The organism is Acidovorax sp. 94, from assembly GCF_003634645.1.
GTDB lineage: Bacteria > Pseudomonadota > Gammaproteobacteria > Burkholderiales > Burkholderiaceae_C > Acidovorax > Acidovorax facilis.
The window spans coordinates 2,011,558-2,027,476 of the sequence record NZ_RBJA01000001.1; the positions used below are offsets into that span (position 1 = coordinate 2,011,558).

The window sequence follows — 15,919 nt, forward strand, 5'->3', positions numbered from 1 at the left end:
AATGATGCCGGAGTAATGTCGGAGCTTTCGACCATCTCGCGCCACGCCATCACGGTGCTGGCCGGGCAACTGGCGGTGATGGCGTTTGGCGTGACAGACACCATCGTCGCCGGGCGCCATGGAGAAGCCTCGCTGGCGGCACTCTCGGTGGGCAGCGCCATCTTCATCAGCGTGTATGTGGCGCTGATTGGCGTGCTGCAGGCGCTGCTTCCGGTGTGGGCCGAGTTGCGCGGCGCCCGGCAGACCGACAGCCTGGGCCGGTCTCTGCGGCAGTCGCTGTACCTGTGCGGCGCGGCCTCACTGGTGGGCATGGCCATCCTGCTGTCCCCCGCCCCCCTGCTGCGCTGGACCGAGGTGCCGCCAGCCCTGCGCACCGAGGTGGAGAGTTACCTGGCCGTGCTGGCCCTGGCACTGCCGCCTGCCCTGCTTTTTCGCATCTACAGCACCTTGAACCAGGCCCTGGGCCGCCCCAAGCTGGTGACCTGGCTGCAGGTGGGCTCGCTGTTCATCAAGCTGCCACTGTCGATCTGGTTCACCTTTGGCGGCGCAGGGCTGCCTGCGCAAGGCGTGGTGGGATGCGCGTGGGCCACCCTGGTGGTCAACGGCAGCATGCTTGCGCTGGCCATCTGGCTGCTGCGCACGCAGGACATCTATGAACCCCTGCGCATCTGGCGCCGTATGGAGCCCCCGCACTGGCCCACCATTGCGGGCTTTGCCCGCCTGGGCATCCCGGCCGGGCTGGCTGTGATGGTGGAGGTGACGTCGTTCACGCTGATGGCGTTGTTCATTGCACGCCAGGGCACCACCGCATCGGCGGCGCACCAGATCGCGGCCAATGTGGCGGCTGTGCTCTACATGGTGCCGCTGTCGCTGGCCATCGCCACCAGCGCCCGCGTCAGCTACTGGCTGGGCACTGGCGATCCAGCACGCGCGCGCAAGGTGGTTTTTATAGGTTTTAGGCTTTCAGCGCTTATTGGTATTGCGCTAGCAGCTATATTATTAATAGCAAAAAATCAGATTGGCGGTTTGTATTCCACCAACACCGGCGTGGTGGCCCTGACGGGCGGGGTCATCGTGTGGGTGGCTGCGTACCACGCAGCCGATGCACTGCAGACGCTGTGCGTGTTTGTCTTGCGCTGCTACCGCATCACCGTGGCGCCGCTGGTGGTGTATTGCGTGTTGCTGTGGGGTGCGGGTTTGGGGGGCGGCTACCTGCTGGCCTACCGGGGCCTGGGGCCTTGGGCAGCGGAGCCATCGCCCACACCTTTCTGGGCCGCAAGCGCTGCGGCGCTGTGGTTCACTGCCGCGCTGTTCCTGGCCATGCTGTGGCGTGCGGTCAGACCGGCAGCGAAAACCCGCGCAACCGGTTCGCGGGGAAGGTGACCGAGAACACCGAGCCCTTGCCCAGCGTGCTGGCAATGTCCAGCGTGGCCCCGTGCCGCTGCAGCACATGCTTGACGATGGCCAGCCCCAGGCCGGTGCCACCGGTCTCGCGGGAGCGGCTGCGGTCCACGCGGTAAAAACGCTCTGTCAAACGCGGAATGTGTTCGGGTGCGATTCCCGGGCCTGTGTCCTGCACCGAGAAAACTGCGCAGCCATCTTCCATGCGGTGCCACGCCACCGTGATCACCCCACCCGCAGGCGTGTAGCGCACAGCATTGCTGATGAGGTTCGACAATGCGCTTTGCAACTCGGTGGGCACGCCTGCAATGTCGCCCTCGGCATGCAACGCGTCCTTCGACGGAAACACCATGACATGCTGGCGCGGCTGGTTTTGCGAGAGCACGGCCGACAGCGCACGCCCCTCCTCCTCGCACCGCTGCATGAGCGCCTGCACGGGCGTCCACTCCGCCATGCCCGGTGGCGGACTGCCCTCCAGGCGCGACAGGGTCAAAAGGTCTTGCACCACACTTTGCATGCGCAGCGCCTGCTGGGCCATCATGCCCAGGTAGCGCGAGCGCTCGTCGGCACTCAGGGGCAAGGTCTGCAGCGTTTCGACAAAACCGGTCAGCACCGTCAGGGGCGTGCGGATCTCATGGGACACGTTCGCCACGAAGTCGCGCCGCATGGCCTCGGCCTGCTCCAGCGCCGTGACATCGCGCGACAGCAGCAGGGTGCGCCCGTCGCCATAGGGGTGCAGATGCACCGAGATGCGCACCGGCCGCGATGGCGTGCTGAAGCGCCCCTCCAGTACCACATCGTGGCTGAAATCCTGGGCGGCATAGTAGGCCGTGAACTCGGGATCGCGCACCAGGTTGCCGATCGACTGCATCACATCGCGCTGGGCGTCAAAGCCGAACTGGCTGGCGGCCATCTGGTTGCACCACTCGATGCGGCCTTGCGCATCCAGCAGCACCACCCCATTGGGCGTGGCCTGCAGCGCGGCCAGGATCTCCTGCAGCCGGTCCTGGCTGTCGCGGATCTGGGTCTCCTGTCTGCGCAAAAGGCGCCTCGCACGGTCTGCCGCCTCACCCCAGATGCCGCGCATGGCCGGGACTTCGGACAGGTCACCCGTGCGCAGCCAGCGCAGCACACGCGCGCCACGCAGCAGATCCCAGACAAACCAGGCCCACGCCGCCAGGGCGGCGCCCAGGGCTGCGCCCCAGGGACCACCCTGCCACCACCCCAGCCCACCACCCGCTATCTGCCAGAGCAGGAAATACGAAATACGCCACAGCATGCGGTCAGCAACGCCTTCTCAGAAAAACAGGGGCGCACCCTGTGCGCCCATCGACAACATCAGGCCCGCGCCCTCAGCACCTGTTCACACTCTCGCTGGAGATCATGACCAGACTCTCAGCCTCTCAGGCCTGCAACTGCACCTGGGGCTGGGCGGTGAGCCGGTAGCCCGCGCCACGCACGGTTTCCACCATCACGGAGGCGGTGCCCAGGGCTTCGCGCAGGCGCTTGACGTGCACATCCACCGTCCGCTCCTCGATGAAAACATGGTCACCCCACACCTTGTCGAGCAATTGTGAGCGGCTGTGCACACGTTCGGCGTGTTTCATGAGAAAGTGCAACAGCTTGAACTCGGTGGGGCCCACCTTGAGCGGCTGCCCCTGGAAGGTCACGCGGTAGGTGCCGGCGTCGAGCACCAGCTCGCCAATGGTCACGCTGTCGCTGACCTGCTCGGGAGCACGACGGCGCAGCACGGCGCGGATCCGCGCCAGCAGCTCCTGCGTGGAGAACGGCTTGGTGATGTAGTCGTCGGCACCCGCATCGAGCCCGGCGATCTTGTCGGGTTCATCGCCCCGGGCCGTCAACATCAGGATCGGGATCGGCTTGGTGCGGCTGTCCGCACGCCACTTGCGTGCCAGCGACAAGCCGCTTTGCCCTGGCAGCATCCAGTCGAGCAGGATGACATCCGGCAGCACGGCATCCAGCTCGCGCTGGGCCGAGTCACCGTCTTCCGCCCAAAAGGGCTGGAATCCGTTGTGGCGTAGATTGACTGCAATCAACTCGGCAATCGCAGGTTCGTCCTCAACGATGAGGACGCGTGGGAGCTTTCTCATAGTTTTGCCAAAGCTCTTTTTACAGAACGGCTGACTCGATCTCATCGAGGGCAGTGTGGCGCACATCCTTGCCCTTGACCAGATAGATGATCAACTCAGCCACGTTCTTGGAATGGTCGCCGATGCGCTCAATCGCCTTGGCCAGGAACAGCAGGTCCAGACTGGGGGAGATGGTGCGCGGGTCTTCCATCATGTAGGTGATGAGCTTGCGCACGAATCCATCGAATTCCTTGTCGATCAGGTCGTCTTCCTTGAGGATGGCCACCGCCGCCTTGACGTCCAGGCGCGCAAAAGCATCCAGCGTCTTGCGCAGCAGGCCCGACGCCAGCTCGGCTGCCGTGCGCAGGTCGCTCGACGGCAGCGAGCGCGGTGCACCACTCTCGATGATGGAGCGCACCATACGGGCCATCTTGTTGGCCTCATCACCCATGCGTTCGAGGTTGGCTGTGGCCTTGGAGAAGGCCAGCAGCAGGCGCAGGTCGCGCGCCGTCGGCTGACGGCGGGCGATGATGGACGACAGCTCCTGGTCGATCTCGACTTCCATCGCATTGATACGGGTTTCCATCGAGGCAACGGTCTCCACGGCCTCCAGGCTGAACTGCGACAGGGCGTATACCGCCTGGCGAATCTGCGATTCCACCAGGCCACCCATCTCCATCACACGGGCGGAGACGCTGTTGAGTTCGCTGTCGAACTGGGACGAAAGGTGTTTATCGGGCATCTGCTGTCTCCTTAGCCGAAACGGCCGGTGATGTAGTCTTCGGTTTCCTTGCGCTCGGGCTTGAAGAAGATCTGCTCGGTGGCACCGAACTCGATCATTTCGCCCAGGTACATGTAGGCCGTGTAGTCGCTGCAGCGGGCAGCCTGCTGCATGTTGTGCGTCACGATGGCAATCGTGTAGTCGTGCTTGAGTTCGTCGATCAGCTCTTCGATCTTGGCAGTGGACAGCGGGTCCAGCGCCGAGGTGGGTTCGTCAAGCAGCAGCACAGAAGGCTTGACCGCCACGCTGCGTGCAATGCACAGGCGCTGCTGCTGCCCGCCGGAGAGCGACAAACCGCTTTGGTGCAGCTTGTCCTTCACCTCGGTCCACAAGGCGGCCTTGGAGAGCGCCCATTCCACGCGGTCGTCCATCTCGCTTTTGCTCAGGCTTTCGTAGAGCTTCACACCGAAGGCGATGTTGTCGTAGATGGACATGGGAAACGGCGTGGGTTTCTGGAACACCATGCCGATGCGGGCGCGCAGCAGGTTGATGTCCTGCTTGGGGTCCAGGATGTCCTGGCCGTAGAAGTTGATGGTGCCTTCGGCACGCTGGCCCGGGTACAGGCTGTACATGCGATTCAAAGTCCGCAGCAGGGTGGACTTGCCACAGCCCGAGGGGCCAATGAAAGCAGTCACCTTGTGCTCGGCAATGTTGAGGCTGACGTTGCGCAGCCCCTGAAACTTGCCATAGAAGAAGCTGAGGTTGCGAAGTTCCAGCGCATTCTTGCTGGGGGTGACGGTAGCGGTGGCGTTCATTGTCAAATCCTGAAAATGGAGGCTGTCTGGGTGGTGTCTGCGTAATGGGCCGACAGGTCAGGCTCGGCTCTTCTCGCGCAGGAAAACCCGCGCCACGATGTTGAGGATCAGCACCGACAACGTGATGAGCAAAGCCCCACCCCAGGCCAGGCGCACCCAGTTTTCGTAAGGGCTCAGGGCAAACTGGAAGATCACCACCGGCAGGTTGGCCATGGGGGCATTCATGTTGGTGCTGAAGAACTGGTTGTTGAGCGCCGTGAACAACAGCGGCGCAGTCTCGCCACTGATGCGGGCCACAGCCAGCAGCAAGCCCGTCATCACGCCACTGCGCGCAGCACGCAGGGTGACCATGGTGGACACTTTCCAGCGTGGAGCACCCAGTGCAAAAGCAGCCTCGCGCAGACTGCCGGGAACTAGGCGCAGCATGTTCTCGGTGGTACGGACCACCACCGGTACGGCGATCAGCGACAAGGCCAGGCTACCGGCCCAACCTGAGAAGTTGCCGACCGTCGCCACGGCAATGGCATAGACGAACAGGCCCAGCACGATGGAGGGCGCGGACAACATGATGTCGGTCACAAAGCGGGTGAGTTCAGCCGTCTTGCTCTGGTCGCCGTATTCCGCAAGGTACACGCCAGCCAGTACACCAATCGGTGTGGATACCAGCACGGTAAAACCCACCATCATGAGGCTACCGACGATGGCATTGGCCAGCCCGCCGCCTTCCGATCCGGGTGCCGGCGTGGACTGGGTGAACATGTTCCAGTCCAGCGCAGCAAAGCCGTTGGACAGCAGCACGCTCAGGATCCAGAGCAGCACGAACAGACCCAGCACCATCGCCCCCAGGGAAAGGGTTAGCCCGATGGCGTTGGAGCGCTGGCGCTTTTTGTAGAGTTGTTGGTTGAATTCCATGGAGCTTGTCTCAAAAGAGGTTCATGGTCAGGGCGTGAGGACTCAAAGGCCCTTGGCCTTTTCAGCACGCAGCATCAGGATCTTGGCGGCCGAAAGCACCACGAAGGTGATCACGAACAGCAGGAAACCCAGCGCGAACAACGTGGAAAGATGGAAGTCAGCCGCCTCGCCGAACTCGTTGGCCAGCGTAGAGGCAATCGAGGTTCCCGGCGAAAAGAGGGATGTCGGCATGCGGTTGGCGTTGCCGATCACAAAGGTCACGGCCATGGTCTCCCCCAGAGCGCGGCCCAGGCCCAGCATGATTCCGCCTATAACGCCCTTTTGGGTGTAAGGCAGCACCACGCGGCGCACCACTTCCCAGGTCGTGCAGCCCAGGCCATAGGCAGACTCGCGCAGGATGGGCGGAACAATCTCGAACACGTCGCGCATCACTGCCGCCACAAACGGCAGCACCATGAACGCGAGCACGATACCGGCCGCCAGGATGCCAAAGCCGTTGGTGCTGCCGCCAAACAGAAAGCCCACCAGCGGCATGGAGCCCAGCAGCTTTTGCACCGGCATCTGGAAGTAATCAGCAAACAGCGGGGCAAATACGAACAGACCGAACATGCCGTAGATGATCGAGGGGACGGCCGCCAACAGCTCCACTGCGGTGCCCAGGGGGCGCCGCAGCCAGACCGGGCAAGTTTCCGTCAGAAAAAGGGCAATGCCAAAAGCCAGAGGCACCGCAATCAGCAGCGCAATGCCAGCACTGGCCAGGGTGCCGACGATGGCAATCGCAGCACCGAATTCTTCATTGATGATGTCCCATTCCACGCGCCAGATGAACTGGACACCGAACTTATGGAACGTCGGCCAAGCGTAGATAAACAGAGAGACGATGATCCCCAGCAGCGCCGCCAGCACCAGCAGCGAAAGACTTTGGGTCAACCGATGAAAAAAGATGTCCTGAAGACGCTGCCGCCTGGCAATCGATACCATCGACTCCGTAGGGGCGTCCGTCTTTTTGGCGGACCCGGGTTGCGAACTCATGGTGGTTCCCACGCTCATGTTGACTCCCATCTGGCTTCTGGAGATCCCCACAAACCAGCACCCATCGGCCAGCCAAGGCGGCCGATGGGGGGTATTCTGGGGCAGACTGACTTACTTCTTGATCTGCGACCAGACTTTGGAACGGATCTCGGCGGTCAGGCTGTCAGGCAGCGGCACATAGTCCAGCTCCGTGGCCATGCCTTTGCCATTCTTGAACGCCCAATCAAAGAACTTCAGAACTTCAGCCGACTGCGCCTTGTCCGCAGGGTCCTTGTACATCAGGATGAACGAGGCTGTGCTGACAGGCCAGCTTTCTGCACCCTTGGCATTGACCATCGAGATGCCCATGCCAGGAACGCTGAACCAATCAGCGCTGGCTGCGGCTGCGGCAAAGGTCTTGTCATCAGGGCTCACATACTTGCCGTCAGCGTTTTGGAGCTGCAGGAAGTTCATGTTGTTCTTCTTGACGTAGGCGTATTCCACATAACCTACAGCGCCCTTCACGCGGGTCACGTTGGCGGCCACGCCTTCATTGCCCTTGCCACCCACCGACGACGCAGCAGGCCACTTCACGGCAGCGCCCTTGCCCACGGAGTCTGCCCATTCCTTGCTGACAGCAGACAGGTAGTCGGTCCAGTTGAACGTGGTGCCCGAACCATCAGCGCGGTGAACCACGGTGATGTTTTGGTCCGGCAAGGTCTTGCCCGGGTTCAGTGCGGCCAGCTTGGCGTCATTCCACTTAGCGATCTTGCCCAGGAAGATTTCTGCCAGCACAGGGCCCGTCACGCGCAGCTCGCCGGGCTTGAAGCCTTCGAGGTTCACCACCGGCACCGTGCCACCAATGATTGCAGGGAACTGCACCATGCCGTCCTTCTCCAGATCAGCACCGGAAACTGGCGCATCGGATGCACCAAAGGCCACGGTCTTGGCGCGAATCTGGCGGATGCCGCCGGAAGAGCCGATGGACTGATAGTTCAGCCCCGTGCCCGTTTCCTTTTTGTAGGCTTCAGCCCACTTGGCGTACATGGGGAACGGGAAGGTTGCGCCAGCGCCGGTGATGTCCGCCGCAAAAGCACTGCCTACAGCCATGGAGGCCAGTGCTACAGCGACGGTTTTGAGAAATGTGCGTTTCATTATTCAGTACCTTTTGGCTAGGGTTGACAGGAACAGGCTGAACTCTAGGGCTCCAAGATGACAATTCAGTGACACAACCCTCCCCCATCCCAGCAACTGCAACACAGGCATTCCATCCCCGTCCAACATCAGTACCGTTGTCATTGATTTGTCATACAAGCCACAGACACTGGCGAAGATCACAGTCTCACGACCAGCTCTCCCGCCGTCCTGGTGGTGATGCGCTTTGCGCGGGCGCACCCAACGCTCGCGGTACCATGCCGAACGAAGCTCCAACCAGAAAAACATGCAGAACGGCACACGCCTCGCCGCAGTCGACCTCGGCTCCAACAGTTTTCGCCTTGAAATCGGGCGTTATGAGTTCGGTCATATCCAGAGGGTGGAATACCTCAAGGAGACCGTGCGCCAGGGCAATGGCCTGGACGAAGACCGCAATCTGACCCGCGACGCCATGGAGCGCGGCTGGGCCTGCCTGGCGCGATTTGGAGAGCGCTTGGCGGGTTTTCCGCGCTCGCAGGTTCGCGCCGTGGCCACCCAGACCCTGCGCGAAGCACGCAACCGGGAAGAGTTTCTGTCACGCGGGAGCGAAGTGCTTGGCTATCCCATCGACGTCGTCTCCGGCCCCGAAGAAGCGAGACTGATCTACCAGGGCGTCGCCCGCCTGCTCCCGCAGTCCGACGAGCGCCGCCTGGTGGTGGACATCGGGGGGCGCTCCACCGAACTCATTTTGGGCCAGCAATTCACGCCCCATGCCGTGGCCTCGTACCGCGTGGGCAGCGTAGCGTGGTCGCAGCGCTACTTTGCCAGTGGCGAGTTCACCACGCAGGCGTTCCTGGCGGCCGAAATTGCAGCCAAGGCCGTGCTGGACGAAGCGCTGGAAACCTTCCAGCCAGATGCCTGGGAGGTGGCCTACGGATCATCCGGCACAGCTGGCGCCGTTGGCGACGTGCTTGCAGCTGCGGGCGGCCCCCAAGGACTCATCACCCGCGAAGGCCTCGACTGGCTGCAAGAACGCCTGCTGCGCGCCCAATCTGCGGATCGCATCCGGCTGGAAGGCCTCAAGGAAGAGCGGCGCGCCGTCATTGGCGGAGGGATCAGCGTACTGCGCGCCGTGTTTGATCTGCTGGACATCGAGCAGATGCAGGTGGCCCAGGGCGCCTTGCGCCAAGGCGCACTCTACGATCTGCTGGACCGCGAACAACCCGGAACCGACCTGCGCACCGCCACCGTGAACGGCCTGATGCAGCGGTTTGGGGTGGACATGGAGCACGCGGAACGGGTTGCGCGCACGGCCTGTACGCTGTTTGACCAGGCTACGCCTTTTGGAAGTGAGCGAGCATCGCGCAAGCTCGACTGGGCGGCCCGGCTTCACGAAATTGGTTGCCTAATATCCCATAGCGATTCCCACCGCCATGGCGCCTACATCCTCGACAACACCGATGCAGCCGGATTTGCAGTCCCTGAACTGCACCGCTTGGGCATCTTGGTTCAAGGCCAGCGCGGCAAGGTCCGCAAGCTGGAAGCGGACCTGCAAGACCCCGTCTTCGTGCTTCAACTGCTGAGCATGCGGCTGGCTGTGGCACTGTGCCACGCCCGCCGCGACCCCGACACCCAAGGCTTGTCATTGCAGACTCAAGGCCACCGTTTCATTCTGAAAGCCCGCGCTGGCTGGGCTACAGCGTTTCCACAATCTGCACACCTGCTGCGCGAAGAAATCCAGGCATGGCAGAAGACCCCTTGGGAACTGGTGGTTGACCTTCCCTGAGCATTGGCAATAAACTATATAAACTGTTTATACCGTTTATTGAAAGCGTTTGTTTGCCATGACCACTTCAAGCCCCGTCCTGCCCGCAGCCCCCTCGCCCAGCCCCGCCCCCACCACTGCGGCAAAGTCGGTCAAGCCGGCTGCGGCGGCCACCAAGGCTCCCGCCAAAACGACTGCTGTCGCCAAGCAGCCCCAAAAAGCAGCCACAAAGCCTGCCTCGGCTTCCAAGAAAAAGGCGTCCACCGCCACGCAAGTGACACCGAAATTGGCCAAGGCCCCCGCCGCGCCAGCCGCCGCCCGGGATACCAAGGCCAAGAAGCCCAAGCTGGTGCGCGACAGTTTCACTATTCCCAAAGATGAATACGCGGTCATAGAAACCCTGAAGCAGCGCTCGGCTGCTCTCGCCCAGCCCGTGAAGAAAAGCGAGCTGTTGCGCGCGGGCTTGAAGGTCCTGGCCGCCATGTCTGACGCCGCCCTGCGCAGCGCGGTACAGGCAGTACCTTCCATCAAGACAGGTCGCCCCAAGGCGGAAGCCGCGCCTGCGGTTCCGGCGCCCACCACCAAGACGTCGACCAAAGCCTCGCGCAAGTAGCCCCAGCTGTACCGAGGCATACCCTCGGCACAACAGGTCTCAAAGAAACTCGGGGGACTGGACGGTGATCAACAAGGTCTGGCTCTGGTCCAGCCGCTGCCGCTGCCTCAACCACCAGACAGCTCCCTTGCGCACAGCGCATTCCGAAGCCTGCAGCCCCATCAGCTGCGCAATCGTCTGGCCCAGCATGGGTTGATGGCCCACGACCAGCACCGTCCCCTTGGCGCGCGGCCACTGCACAAGGTCCAGCAGATCTTGAGGCGTTCCACCAGGTAACAGCTCGGCGCGCATCTTGAACTTGCGCCCCAGGGCGTTGGCCGTTTGCTCGGTGCGCCGGGCCGGACTGGCAAGCACGCGCAAGCCCTCGGGCAATTGCCGGTCCAGCCAGGCCGCCATGCGCGCTGCCTGCTTTTCCCCGCGCGACGTCAAGGCCCTCGCCAGATCATCGCCCGCCTCTGCAAGTTCCTCTGCCTCCGCATGGCGCCACAGGATGAGGTCCATCATGCCGCCCCCTGGTCCATGCGCGTCCCCGACGGGGCTGGACCGTAGCGAACCATTAAAGCGTTCTGGGCGCCCAACCCATCCTGCGGACGGGGGGCTCGGCTGTAGGAGCCGTCAGCGTTCAGCGTCCATGCATCCCGGTCGTCATGCAAATAGGCGACCAGGCACTCGTCCACAATCTGCTGCCGCAGGCGCGGGTCTGTCACAGGCCAGGCCAACTCCACACGCCGCATCATGTTGCGGTTCATCCAGTCGGCGCTGGAAAGGTACAGATCTTCCTCCCCCCCGCTGCGGAAGTAGAAGACACGTGTGTGCTCCAGGAAGCGGCCGATCACCGACCGTACACGGATGTTGTCGGTCACCCCGGGCACCTGGGCTGCCAGCATGCAAGCTCCCCGCACGATGAGATCAATGCGCGCACCGCGCTGGCCTGCCACGATCAGAGCACGCATCAGGGCCTCGTCGGTCAGGGCATTCATCTTGGCCACGATCCGCGCATCCTCTCCCCGGCTGGCCGCCAGACCCACTTGTTCGATTTTCTCCAGCATTCGCCGGTGCAGATGGAACGGCGCCAGCATCAGCTTGCGCAGCTTGGGCGGGCGGTTCTGGCTCGCAAGGTGATTGAACACCCCGTCCATGTCGGCCGTGGTTTCTTCATCGGCCGTAAGGTAGCTCAGATCGGTATACAGCCGTGCAGTACGTACGTTGTAGTTGCCCGTCGATAGGTGCCCGTAGCGCCGCAGTTTTCGCCCTTCCCTGCGCGTAACCAGCAGCATCTTCGCGTGCGTCTTGAGACCCACTACGCCATAGACCACCTGGGCGCCAATCGACTCCAGGGCCTCGGCCCAGTTGATATTGGCCTCTTCATCAAAGCGCGCCTTGAGTTCCACAACCGCCATGACCTCTTTGCCGCGGCGTACAGCTTCGGTGAGCAGGTCCATAAGTTCGGAGTCCGCGCCGGTGCGGTAGATGGTCTGTTTGATGACAAGCACATCAGGGTCATTGACGGCTTCACGCAAAAAGGCAAGGAGCCCGTCAAAACTCTCGAACGGCTGGTGGATCAGCACATCGTGCTTGCGCAGTTGTTCCAGGATGGACACGCCGGATTGCAGCTGCCGGGGCCACGCGGAATTCCAGGGTGGAAAGAGCAGTTCCGGCGCATCCACCAGATCCACCAGTTGCGTCAAACGCACCAGGTTCACCGGGCCATGCACCCGGTACAAGGCAGCGGCCGGCAAAGCAAACTGCGCCAACAGAAAATCCGACAAAAACTGCGAACACCCGGAGGACACCTCCAGCCGTACCGCCTGCCCATAGTGCCGGTGTTGCAAGCCCTGGCGAAGGGCAGTCCGCAGATTGCGCACATCCTCTTCGTCCAGTGCCAAATCGGAATGGCGTGTCACGCGGAACTGCGAGAATTCCGTGACCTCCCGCCCCGGGAAAAGATCCTCCAGATGCGCGCGAACAATGCTGGAGAGGCTCACGAAAAGAGCCTCCCCAGGCGCCACGCGGGCAGGCATGCGGATCAGCCTTGGCAGCGCACGCGGCACCTTGACGATGGCAATCTCGTTCTCCCTGCCGAAAGCGTCGTGGCCCTTCAGGCGAACAATGAAGTTCAGCGATTTGTTGGCCACCTGTGGAAACGGATGGGCCGGATCCAGCCCCACTGGAATCAGCAGTGGCCGGACCTCGTTCACAAAATAGTCGTGGACCCAGCGCTTTTGGGCGGGTGATCGCTCGCCATACCCCACGATGCGAATCCCGTGCGCGGCAAAAGCAGGCACCAGGGACTCGTTGTACAGCGCGTATTGCCGCTCCACCAGGCTGTGTATTTTGGCGGCCATGGCTTCGAACGATGCCGTCGAGTAGAGCCCTTTGGTCTCACCTTTTTGCGCAGCGGTAATGTGCGGCGCAGCACGGACCTCAAAAAATTCGTCGAGATTGGACGACACGATGCACAGATATCGCAATCGTTCCAGTAGCGGCACATCCGGCCTCACAGCCCAGTCGAAAACACGCTCGTTGAAAGCCAGGATGCTGTGGTCCCTGTCCAGAAACATGTGAGGGGGCGCGCTGGCGGACTGTGAGGATCCTCCGCTCGTGCCACTGTCCGGCGACGGGGAGGCGTTGGCATGCACGAGAGCATCATCGGAAGGCAAAGGCAACATGGGTACGCAAACGCGGCTAGTGCAGGATGGCAGCAGTATTTAACGCCCAGATGACAAAGATGTGACAGATTTTGTGACAGTCACACGAGGCGAGCCCTGCGCTTGGGCGGGAACCAGATACTGATCGAACAGCCGGGCGGCATGCGCCCAGGTGAAGTCGAGTGCCCGTGCGCGCGCTTCGGACCGGGGTATCGCCAGTGCCTGCTGGCTTGCCATGAGCAAATCGTTGTGCAGCACGCCCCCTTTGGGCGGCTGACCAGAATGCGCCCCCAGCACCTCCATCGGGCCGTCCTCAGGGTAGGCGGCCACCGGCGTCCCGCAGGCCATTGCCTCCAGCATGACCAAGCCGAAGGTTTCTGACCTGCTGGGAAACACAAACACATCCGCAGCCGCATACACCTGCGCCAGCGCGGCACGGTCCAGGATGCCCAGCCAACGGACCTGCGGGTACTTGGCCTTGAGGCGAGCTTCCAGTGGACCGACCCCGCACACCACCTTGGAGCCTGGTATGTCCAGCTGGAGGAAAGCTTCGATGTTTTTCTCGTACGAAATCCGCCCGACATACAAGGAGACGGGGTGCGCCAAAGCACCCGTGAGCGGGCTCTGGATGGTTGCACCGTGGAACGGAAAAGCCCGTGTGTCCACCCCATGGGTCCATGGGCGCAGATTGCGAAAGCCCCGTCGCTCCAGCATCTGCAAAACGCCTTGCGTAGGCACCATCACCCCCGAAGATGGCCGGTGAAAGTGCCTGAACAGCGCATACCCCCATCGCAGTGGCACGCGCAGCGCTGCATGCAGTATTTCCGGAAATCGCGTGTGGAAAGCGGTAGTGAATGCCAACCCCTTGCGCAGGCAATAGCGGCGCCCTGCCCAGCCCAACGGCCCTTCCGTGGCAAGGTGAATGGCATCGGGTTTCATCGCGTCCAGCATCGTCGTCACCCGCTTCGCCGGGCGCACTGCCAAGTCGATGCCAGGATAGCCAGGGCATGAGCGGGTTGCGAACTGGCCAGGGTGCAGCACCTGCACCTCGTGCCCGGCCGCTTCAAGCTCCTGCACCAGTTCCAGCAAGGTGGTGACCACCCCATTGACCTGGGGCAGCCAGGCGTCTGTCAACAAGGCAATTTTCATACAACGGCAGCCGACTCGGCCCGGGAAATATTGGCGACAGGAGAAGCCGGCCACTGCAACAGTTCCAGCCTGCCGTCCATGTGCTCGACCAAGGCGGTGTGGCTTTCCACCCAGTCGCCGTCATTGCAGTAAAGCGTCCCACCGATCTCGCGCATCTCGGCACGGTGGATATGGCCGCACACGACGCCGTCATGCCCCCTGCGGCGTGCTTCAGCCGCAACAGCCACTTCAAAGTCGGTGACGTAGTTCAGGGCCTTTTTGACCTTGCCTTTCAGGTAAGCCGACAAAGACCAGTAGGGCAGGCCCATGCGGGCGCGCAGTGTGTTGAGGTACCGGTTGAGCTTGAGCGTGAATTCATAAAGGTTGTCGCCCAGATACGCCAGCCACTTGGCGCACTGGATGACTCCATCAAAATGGTCGCCGTGCGTGACCCAGAGGCTGCGGCCATCCGCCGTGGTGTGCACCGCATCGGCCCGCACCTCGATGCCTCCAAACGAGTGGCCTACGAACGCGCGGGCAAATTCGTCATGGTTGCCCGGCACAAACACCACCCGGCACCCCTTGCGCGCACGGCGCAGCAGCTTTTGCACCACATCGTTGTGGGCTTGTGGCCAGAACCACTTGCGGCGCAGTTGCCAGCCATCGACGATGTCGCCCACAAGGTAGAGGTGATCGCTGGGGTGGTGCTTGAGAAAGTCCAGCAGCGCAAACGCCTGGCAACCCGGCGTGCCCAGATGCAGATCAGAAATAAAGACCGCGCGGTACCGACGATGGCCGGCGGCTGAGGCATGTGCGTCTTCGGCCGCGTCCTCGTGGCCCATGGATGGCTCCATCCAGGGTCCCAGGGCATCGAATACGGCGCGCATCAGGCCCCCAGAAAATGCTTGCGATAGCGAGGATGCAGGTCCGCCAGGCGCATCAGCATCGGCAAGTCTGCCGTGTTGAAGTCTGGATCCCAAGCCGGAGCGCCCAGCACGCGGGCCCCGAGCCGCAGGTAGCCTTTGATCAGCGCCGGTGGCTCCACCGTGATGGATCCGTCGAGTTGCTCCACGGGCAAGGGCAAACGGGGAAGCACGTGGTATTCGATGGGGGCAAGGTGTGTCTTTCGCACCTGCTGCCAGATGCTGGCGGCCGCATCGCCGCTGACGACGCCGTTGTGAAGCATGGGGATGCTTGCGCAACCGATCATCGTGTCCAACTGGTTGCGCACCATAAAGTCCGCCAGCGCGCTCCACAAAGCCATGATCACGCCGCCGTGGCGGTGGTCGGGGTGCACACAGCTGCGCCCCAATTCCACCATGCGGGGGCGCAGCGAGCGCAGCCGCGTCAGGTCAAACTCGGTATCGCTGTAAGTACCGCCGACGCGCCGGGCCTGGGCCGGAGTGAGCACCCTGTAAGTCCCAATGACTTGCTGGCTCTGGACATCGCGCACCAACAAGTGCTCGCAGTAATCGTCAAAAAGGTCCACGTCATGGCCCGCAATGGGGGTCGTCAATCGAGCGCCCATTTCCGCCGCAAACACGTCGAACCGCAGCCGCTGCGCCTGGCGCACTTCATCTTCATGGCGCGCCCAGGCCACCTCAATAGCGCCGCGTTCCGGCATCGGATGCGCAGCACCCGTCAAAGCGCCCACTCCTTGAAGCACTCTCGGGGAAGCAAC

Annotated in this window: 15 protein-coding genes; 3 read left to right on the forward strand and 12 right to left on the reverse strand. The window is 62.5% G+C overall.

Going from position 1 to position 15,919, the window contains the following annotated elements; all coding sequences use genetic code 11:
* Positions 1–15: 15 nt before the first annotated feature.
* Positions 16–1,383 (forward strand): MATE family efflux transporter, encoded by a 1,368-nt coding sequence (locus C8C94_RS09340; RefSeq protein WP_121420528.1) that lies wholly within the window; start codon positions 16–18, stop codon positions 1,381–1,383.
* Here C8C94_RS09340 and phoR read toward each other — a convergent pair.
* The 7 genes from phoR to pstS all read right to left on the reverse strand — a co-directional run bounded on the left by phoR (position 1,337) and on the right by pstS (position 8,105).
* Positions 1,337–2,680, reverse strand: coding sequence for a phosphate regulon sensor histidine kinase PhoR (gene phoR, locus C8C94_RS09345; protein WP_055398208.1), 1,344 nt, complete (start codon positions 2,678–2,680; stop codon positions 1,337–1,339). The genes C8C94_RS09340 and phoR overlap by 47 nt on opposite strands.
* Before the next feature lie 124 nt (positions 2,681–2,804).
* Entirely contained in the window at positions 2,805–3,512 is a 708-nt protein-coding gene (gene phoB / locus C8C94_RS09350; RefSeq protein WP_121420529.1) for a phosphate regulon transcriptional regulator PhoB, read from the reverse strand.
* 19 nt (positions 3,513–3,531) lie between these two features.
* Positions 3,532–4,233: a phosphate signaling complex protein PhoU gene (phoU, locus tag C8C94_RS09355; RefSeq protein ID WP_055398209.1), complete on the reverse strand. Its 702-nt coding sequence runs from the start codon at positions 4,231–4,233 to the stop codon at positions 3,532–3,534.
* Between the two features lie 11 nt (positions 4,234–4,244).
* Positions 4,245–5,027 carry a phosphate ABC transporter ATP-binding protein PstB gene (gene pstB / locus C8C94_RS09360; RefSeq protein WP_055398210.1) on the reverse strand — a complete coding sequence of 261 codons (783 nt, stop codon included), beginning with the start codon at positions 5,025–5,027 and terminating at the stop codon, positions 4,245–4,247.
* Between the two features lie 57 nt (positions 5,028–5,084).
* Entirely contained in the window at positions 5,085–5,939 is an 855-nt protein-coding gene (pstA, locus tag C8C94_RS09365; RefSeq protein WP_055398211.1) for a phosphate ABC transporter permease PstA, read from the reverse strand.
* A 42-nt stretch (positions 5,940–5,981) separates the two neighbouring features.
* Entirely contained in the window at positions 5,982–6,971 is a 990-nt protein-coding gene (gene pstC, locus C8C94_RS09370; protein WP_228897760.1) for a phosphate ABC transporter permease subunit PstC, read from the reverse strand.
* Positions 6,972–7,082: 111 nt separating this feature from the next.
* Complete coding sequence (gene pstS / locus C8C94_RS09375) at positions 7,083–8,105, reverse strand: phosphate ABC transporter substrate-binding protein PstS (RefSeq protein ID WP_121420530.1); 1,023 nt, start codon at positions 8,103–8,105, stop codon at positions 7,083–7,085.
* Positions 8,106–8,391: 286 nt separating this feature from the next.
* Between pstS and C8C94_RS09380 the strand changes: the two genes are divergently transcribed.
* Complete coding sequence (locus C8C94_RS09380; protein ID WP_121422783.1) at positions 8,392–9,870, forward strand: Ppx/GppA phosphatase family protein; 1,479 nt, start codon at positions 8,392–8,394, stop codon at positions 9,868–9,870.
* A gap of 58 nt (positions 9,871–9,928) precedes the next feature.
* Entirely contained in the window at positions 9,929–10,462 is a 534-nt protein-coding gene (locus C8C94_RS09385) for a hypothetical protein (RefSeq protein WP_121422784.1), read from the forward strand.
* 39 nt (positions 10,463–10,501) lie between these two features.
* Here the strand turns inward: C8C94_RS09385 and C8C94_RS09390 are convergent, their stop codons facing one another.
* From C8C94_RS09390 to C8C94_RS09410, 5 genes are read right to left on the reverse strand one after another with little or no spacing between them, the layout of a single operon-like run.
* On the reverse strand, positions 10,502–10,966 hold the full coding sequence (locus tag C8C94_RS09390; protein ID WP_055398215.1) for a histidine phosphatase family protein: 465 nt from the start codon (positions 10,964–10,966) through the stop codon (positions 10,502–10,504).
* Positions 10,963–13,131 carry a polyphosphate kinase 1 gene (gene ppk1, locus C8C94_RS09395; protein ID WP_121420531.1) on the reverse strand — a complete coding sequence of 723 codons (2,169 nt, stop codon included), beginning with the start codon at positions 13,129–13,131 and terminating at the stop codon, positions 10,963–10,965. The genes C8C94_RS09390 and ppk1 overlap by 4 nt, the downstream gene beginning before the upstream one ends.
* Before the next feature lie 39 nt (positions 13,132–13,170).
* Positions 13,171–14,259, reverse strand: a complete 1,089-nt coding sequence (locus C8C94_RS09400; protein ID WP_121420532.1) for a glycosyltransferase family 1 protein — start codon at positions 14,257–14,259, stop codon at positions 13,171–13,173.
* Positions 14,256–15,125 carry a UDP-2,3-diacylglucosamine diphosphatase gene (locus tag C8C94_RS09405; protein ID WP_121420533.1) on the reverse strand — a complete coding sequence of 290 codons (870 nt, stop codon included), beginning with the start codon at positions 15,123–15,125 and terminating at the stop codon, positions 14,256–14,258. Before C8C94_RS09405 ends, C8C94_RS09400 begins: the two co-directional genes overlap by 4 nt.
* Positions 15,125–15,862: a GNAT family N-acetyltransferase gene (locus tag C8C94_RS09410; protein ID WP_370449766.1), complete on the reverse strand. Its 738-nt coding sequence runs from the start codon at positions 15,860–15,862 to the stop codon at positions 15,125–15,127. Before C8C94_RS09410 ends, C8C94_RS09405 begins: the two co-directional genes overlap by 1 nt.
* Between the last annotated feature and the right edge of the window lie 57 nt (positions 15,863–15,919).

Bases quoted from the DNA above. Each gene is read 5' to 3' on its own strand.
- C8C94_RS09340 (WP_121420528.1), top strand. From the start codon at position 16: ATGTCGGAGCTTTCGACCATCTCGCGCCACGCCATCACGGTGCTGGCC.
- phoR (WP_055398208.1), bottom strand. From the start codon at position 2,680: ATGCTGTGGCGTATTTCGTATTTCCTGCTCTGGCAGATAGCGGGTGGT.
- phoB (WP_121420529.1), bottom strand. From the start codon at position 3,512: ATGAGAAAGCTCCCACGCGTCCTCATCGTTGAGGACGAACCTGCGATT.
- phoU (WP_055398209.1), bottom strand. From the start codon at position 4,233: ATGCCCGATAAACACCTTTCGTCCCAGTTCGACAGCGAACTCAACAGC.
- pstB (WP_055398210.1), bottom strand. From the start codon at position 5,027: ATGAACGCCACCGCTACCGTCACCCCCAGCAAGAATGCGCTGGAACTT.
- pstA (WP_055398211.1), bottom strand. From the start codon at position 5,939: ATGGAATTCAACCAACAACTCTACAAAAAGCGCCAGCGCTCCAACGCC.
- pstC (WP_228897760.1), bottom strand. From the start codon at position 6,971: ATGAGTTCGCAACCCGGGTCCGCCAAAAAGACGGACGCCCCTACGGAG.
- pstS (WP_121420530.1), bottom strand. From the start codon at position 8,105: ATGAAACGCACATTTCTCAAAACCGTCGCTGTAGCACTGGCCTCCATG.
- C8C94_RS09380 (WP_121422783.1), top strand. From the start codon at position 8,392: ATGCAGAACGGCACACGCCTCGCCGCAGTCGACCTCGGCTCCAACAGT.
- C8C94_RS09385 (WP_121422784.1), top strand. From the start codon at position 9,929: ATGACCACTTCAAGCCCCGTCCTGCCCGCAGCCCCCTCGCCCAGCCCC.
- C8C94_RS09390 (WP_055398215.1), bottom strand. From the start codon at position 10,966: ATGATGGACCTCATCCTGTGGCGCCATGCGGAGGCAGAGGAACTTGCA.
- ppk1 (WP_121420531.1), bottom strand. From the start codon at position 13,131: ATGTTGCCTTTGCCTTCCGATGATGCTCTCGTGCATGCCAACGCCTCC.
- C8C94_RS09400 (WP_121420532.1), bottom strand. From the start codon at position 14,259: ATGAAAATTGCCTTGTTGACAGACGCCTGGCTGCCCCAGGTCAATGGG.
- C8C94_RS09405 (WP_121420533.1), bottom strand. From the start codon at position 15,125: ATGCGCGCCGTATTCGATGCCCTGGGACCCTGGATGGAGCCATCCATG.
- C8C94_RS09410 (WP_370449766.1), bottom strand. From the start codon at position 15,862: ATGCCGGAACGCGGCGCTATTGAGGTGGCCTGGGCGCGCCATGAAGAT.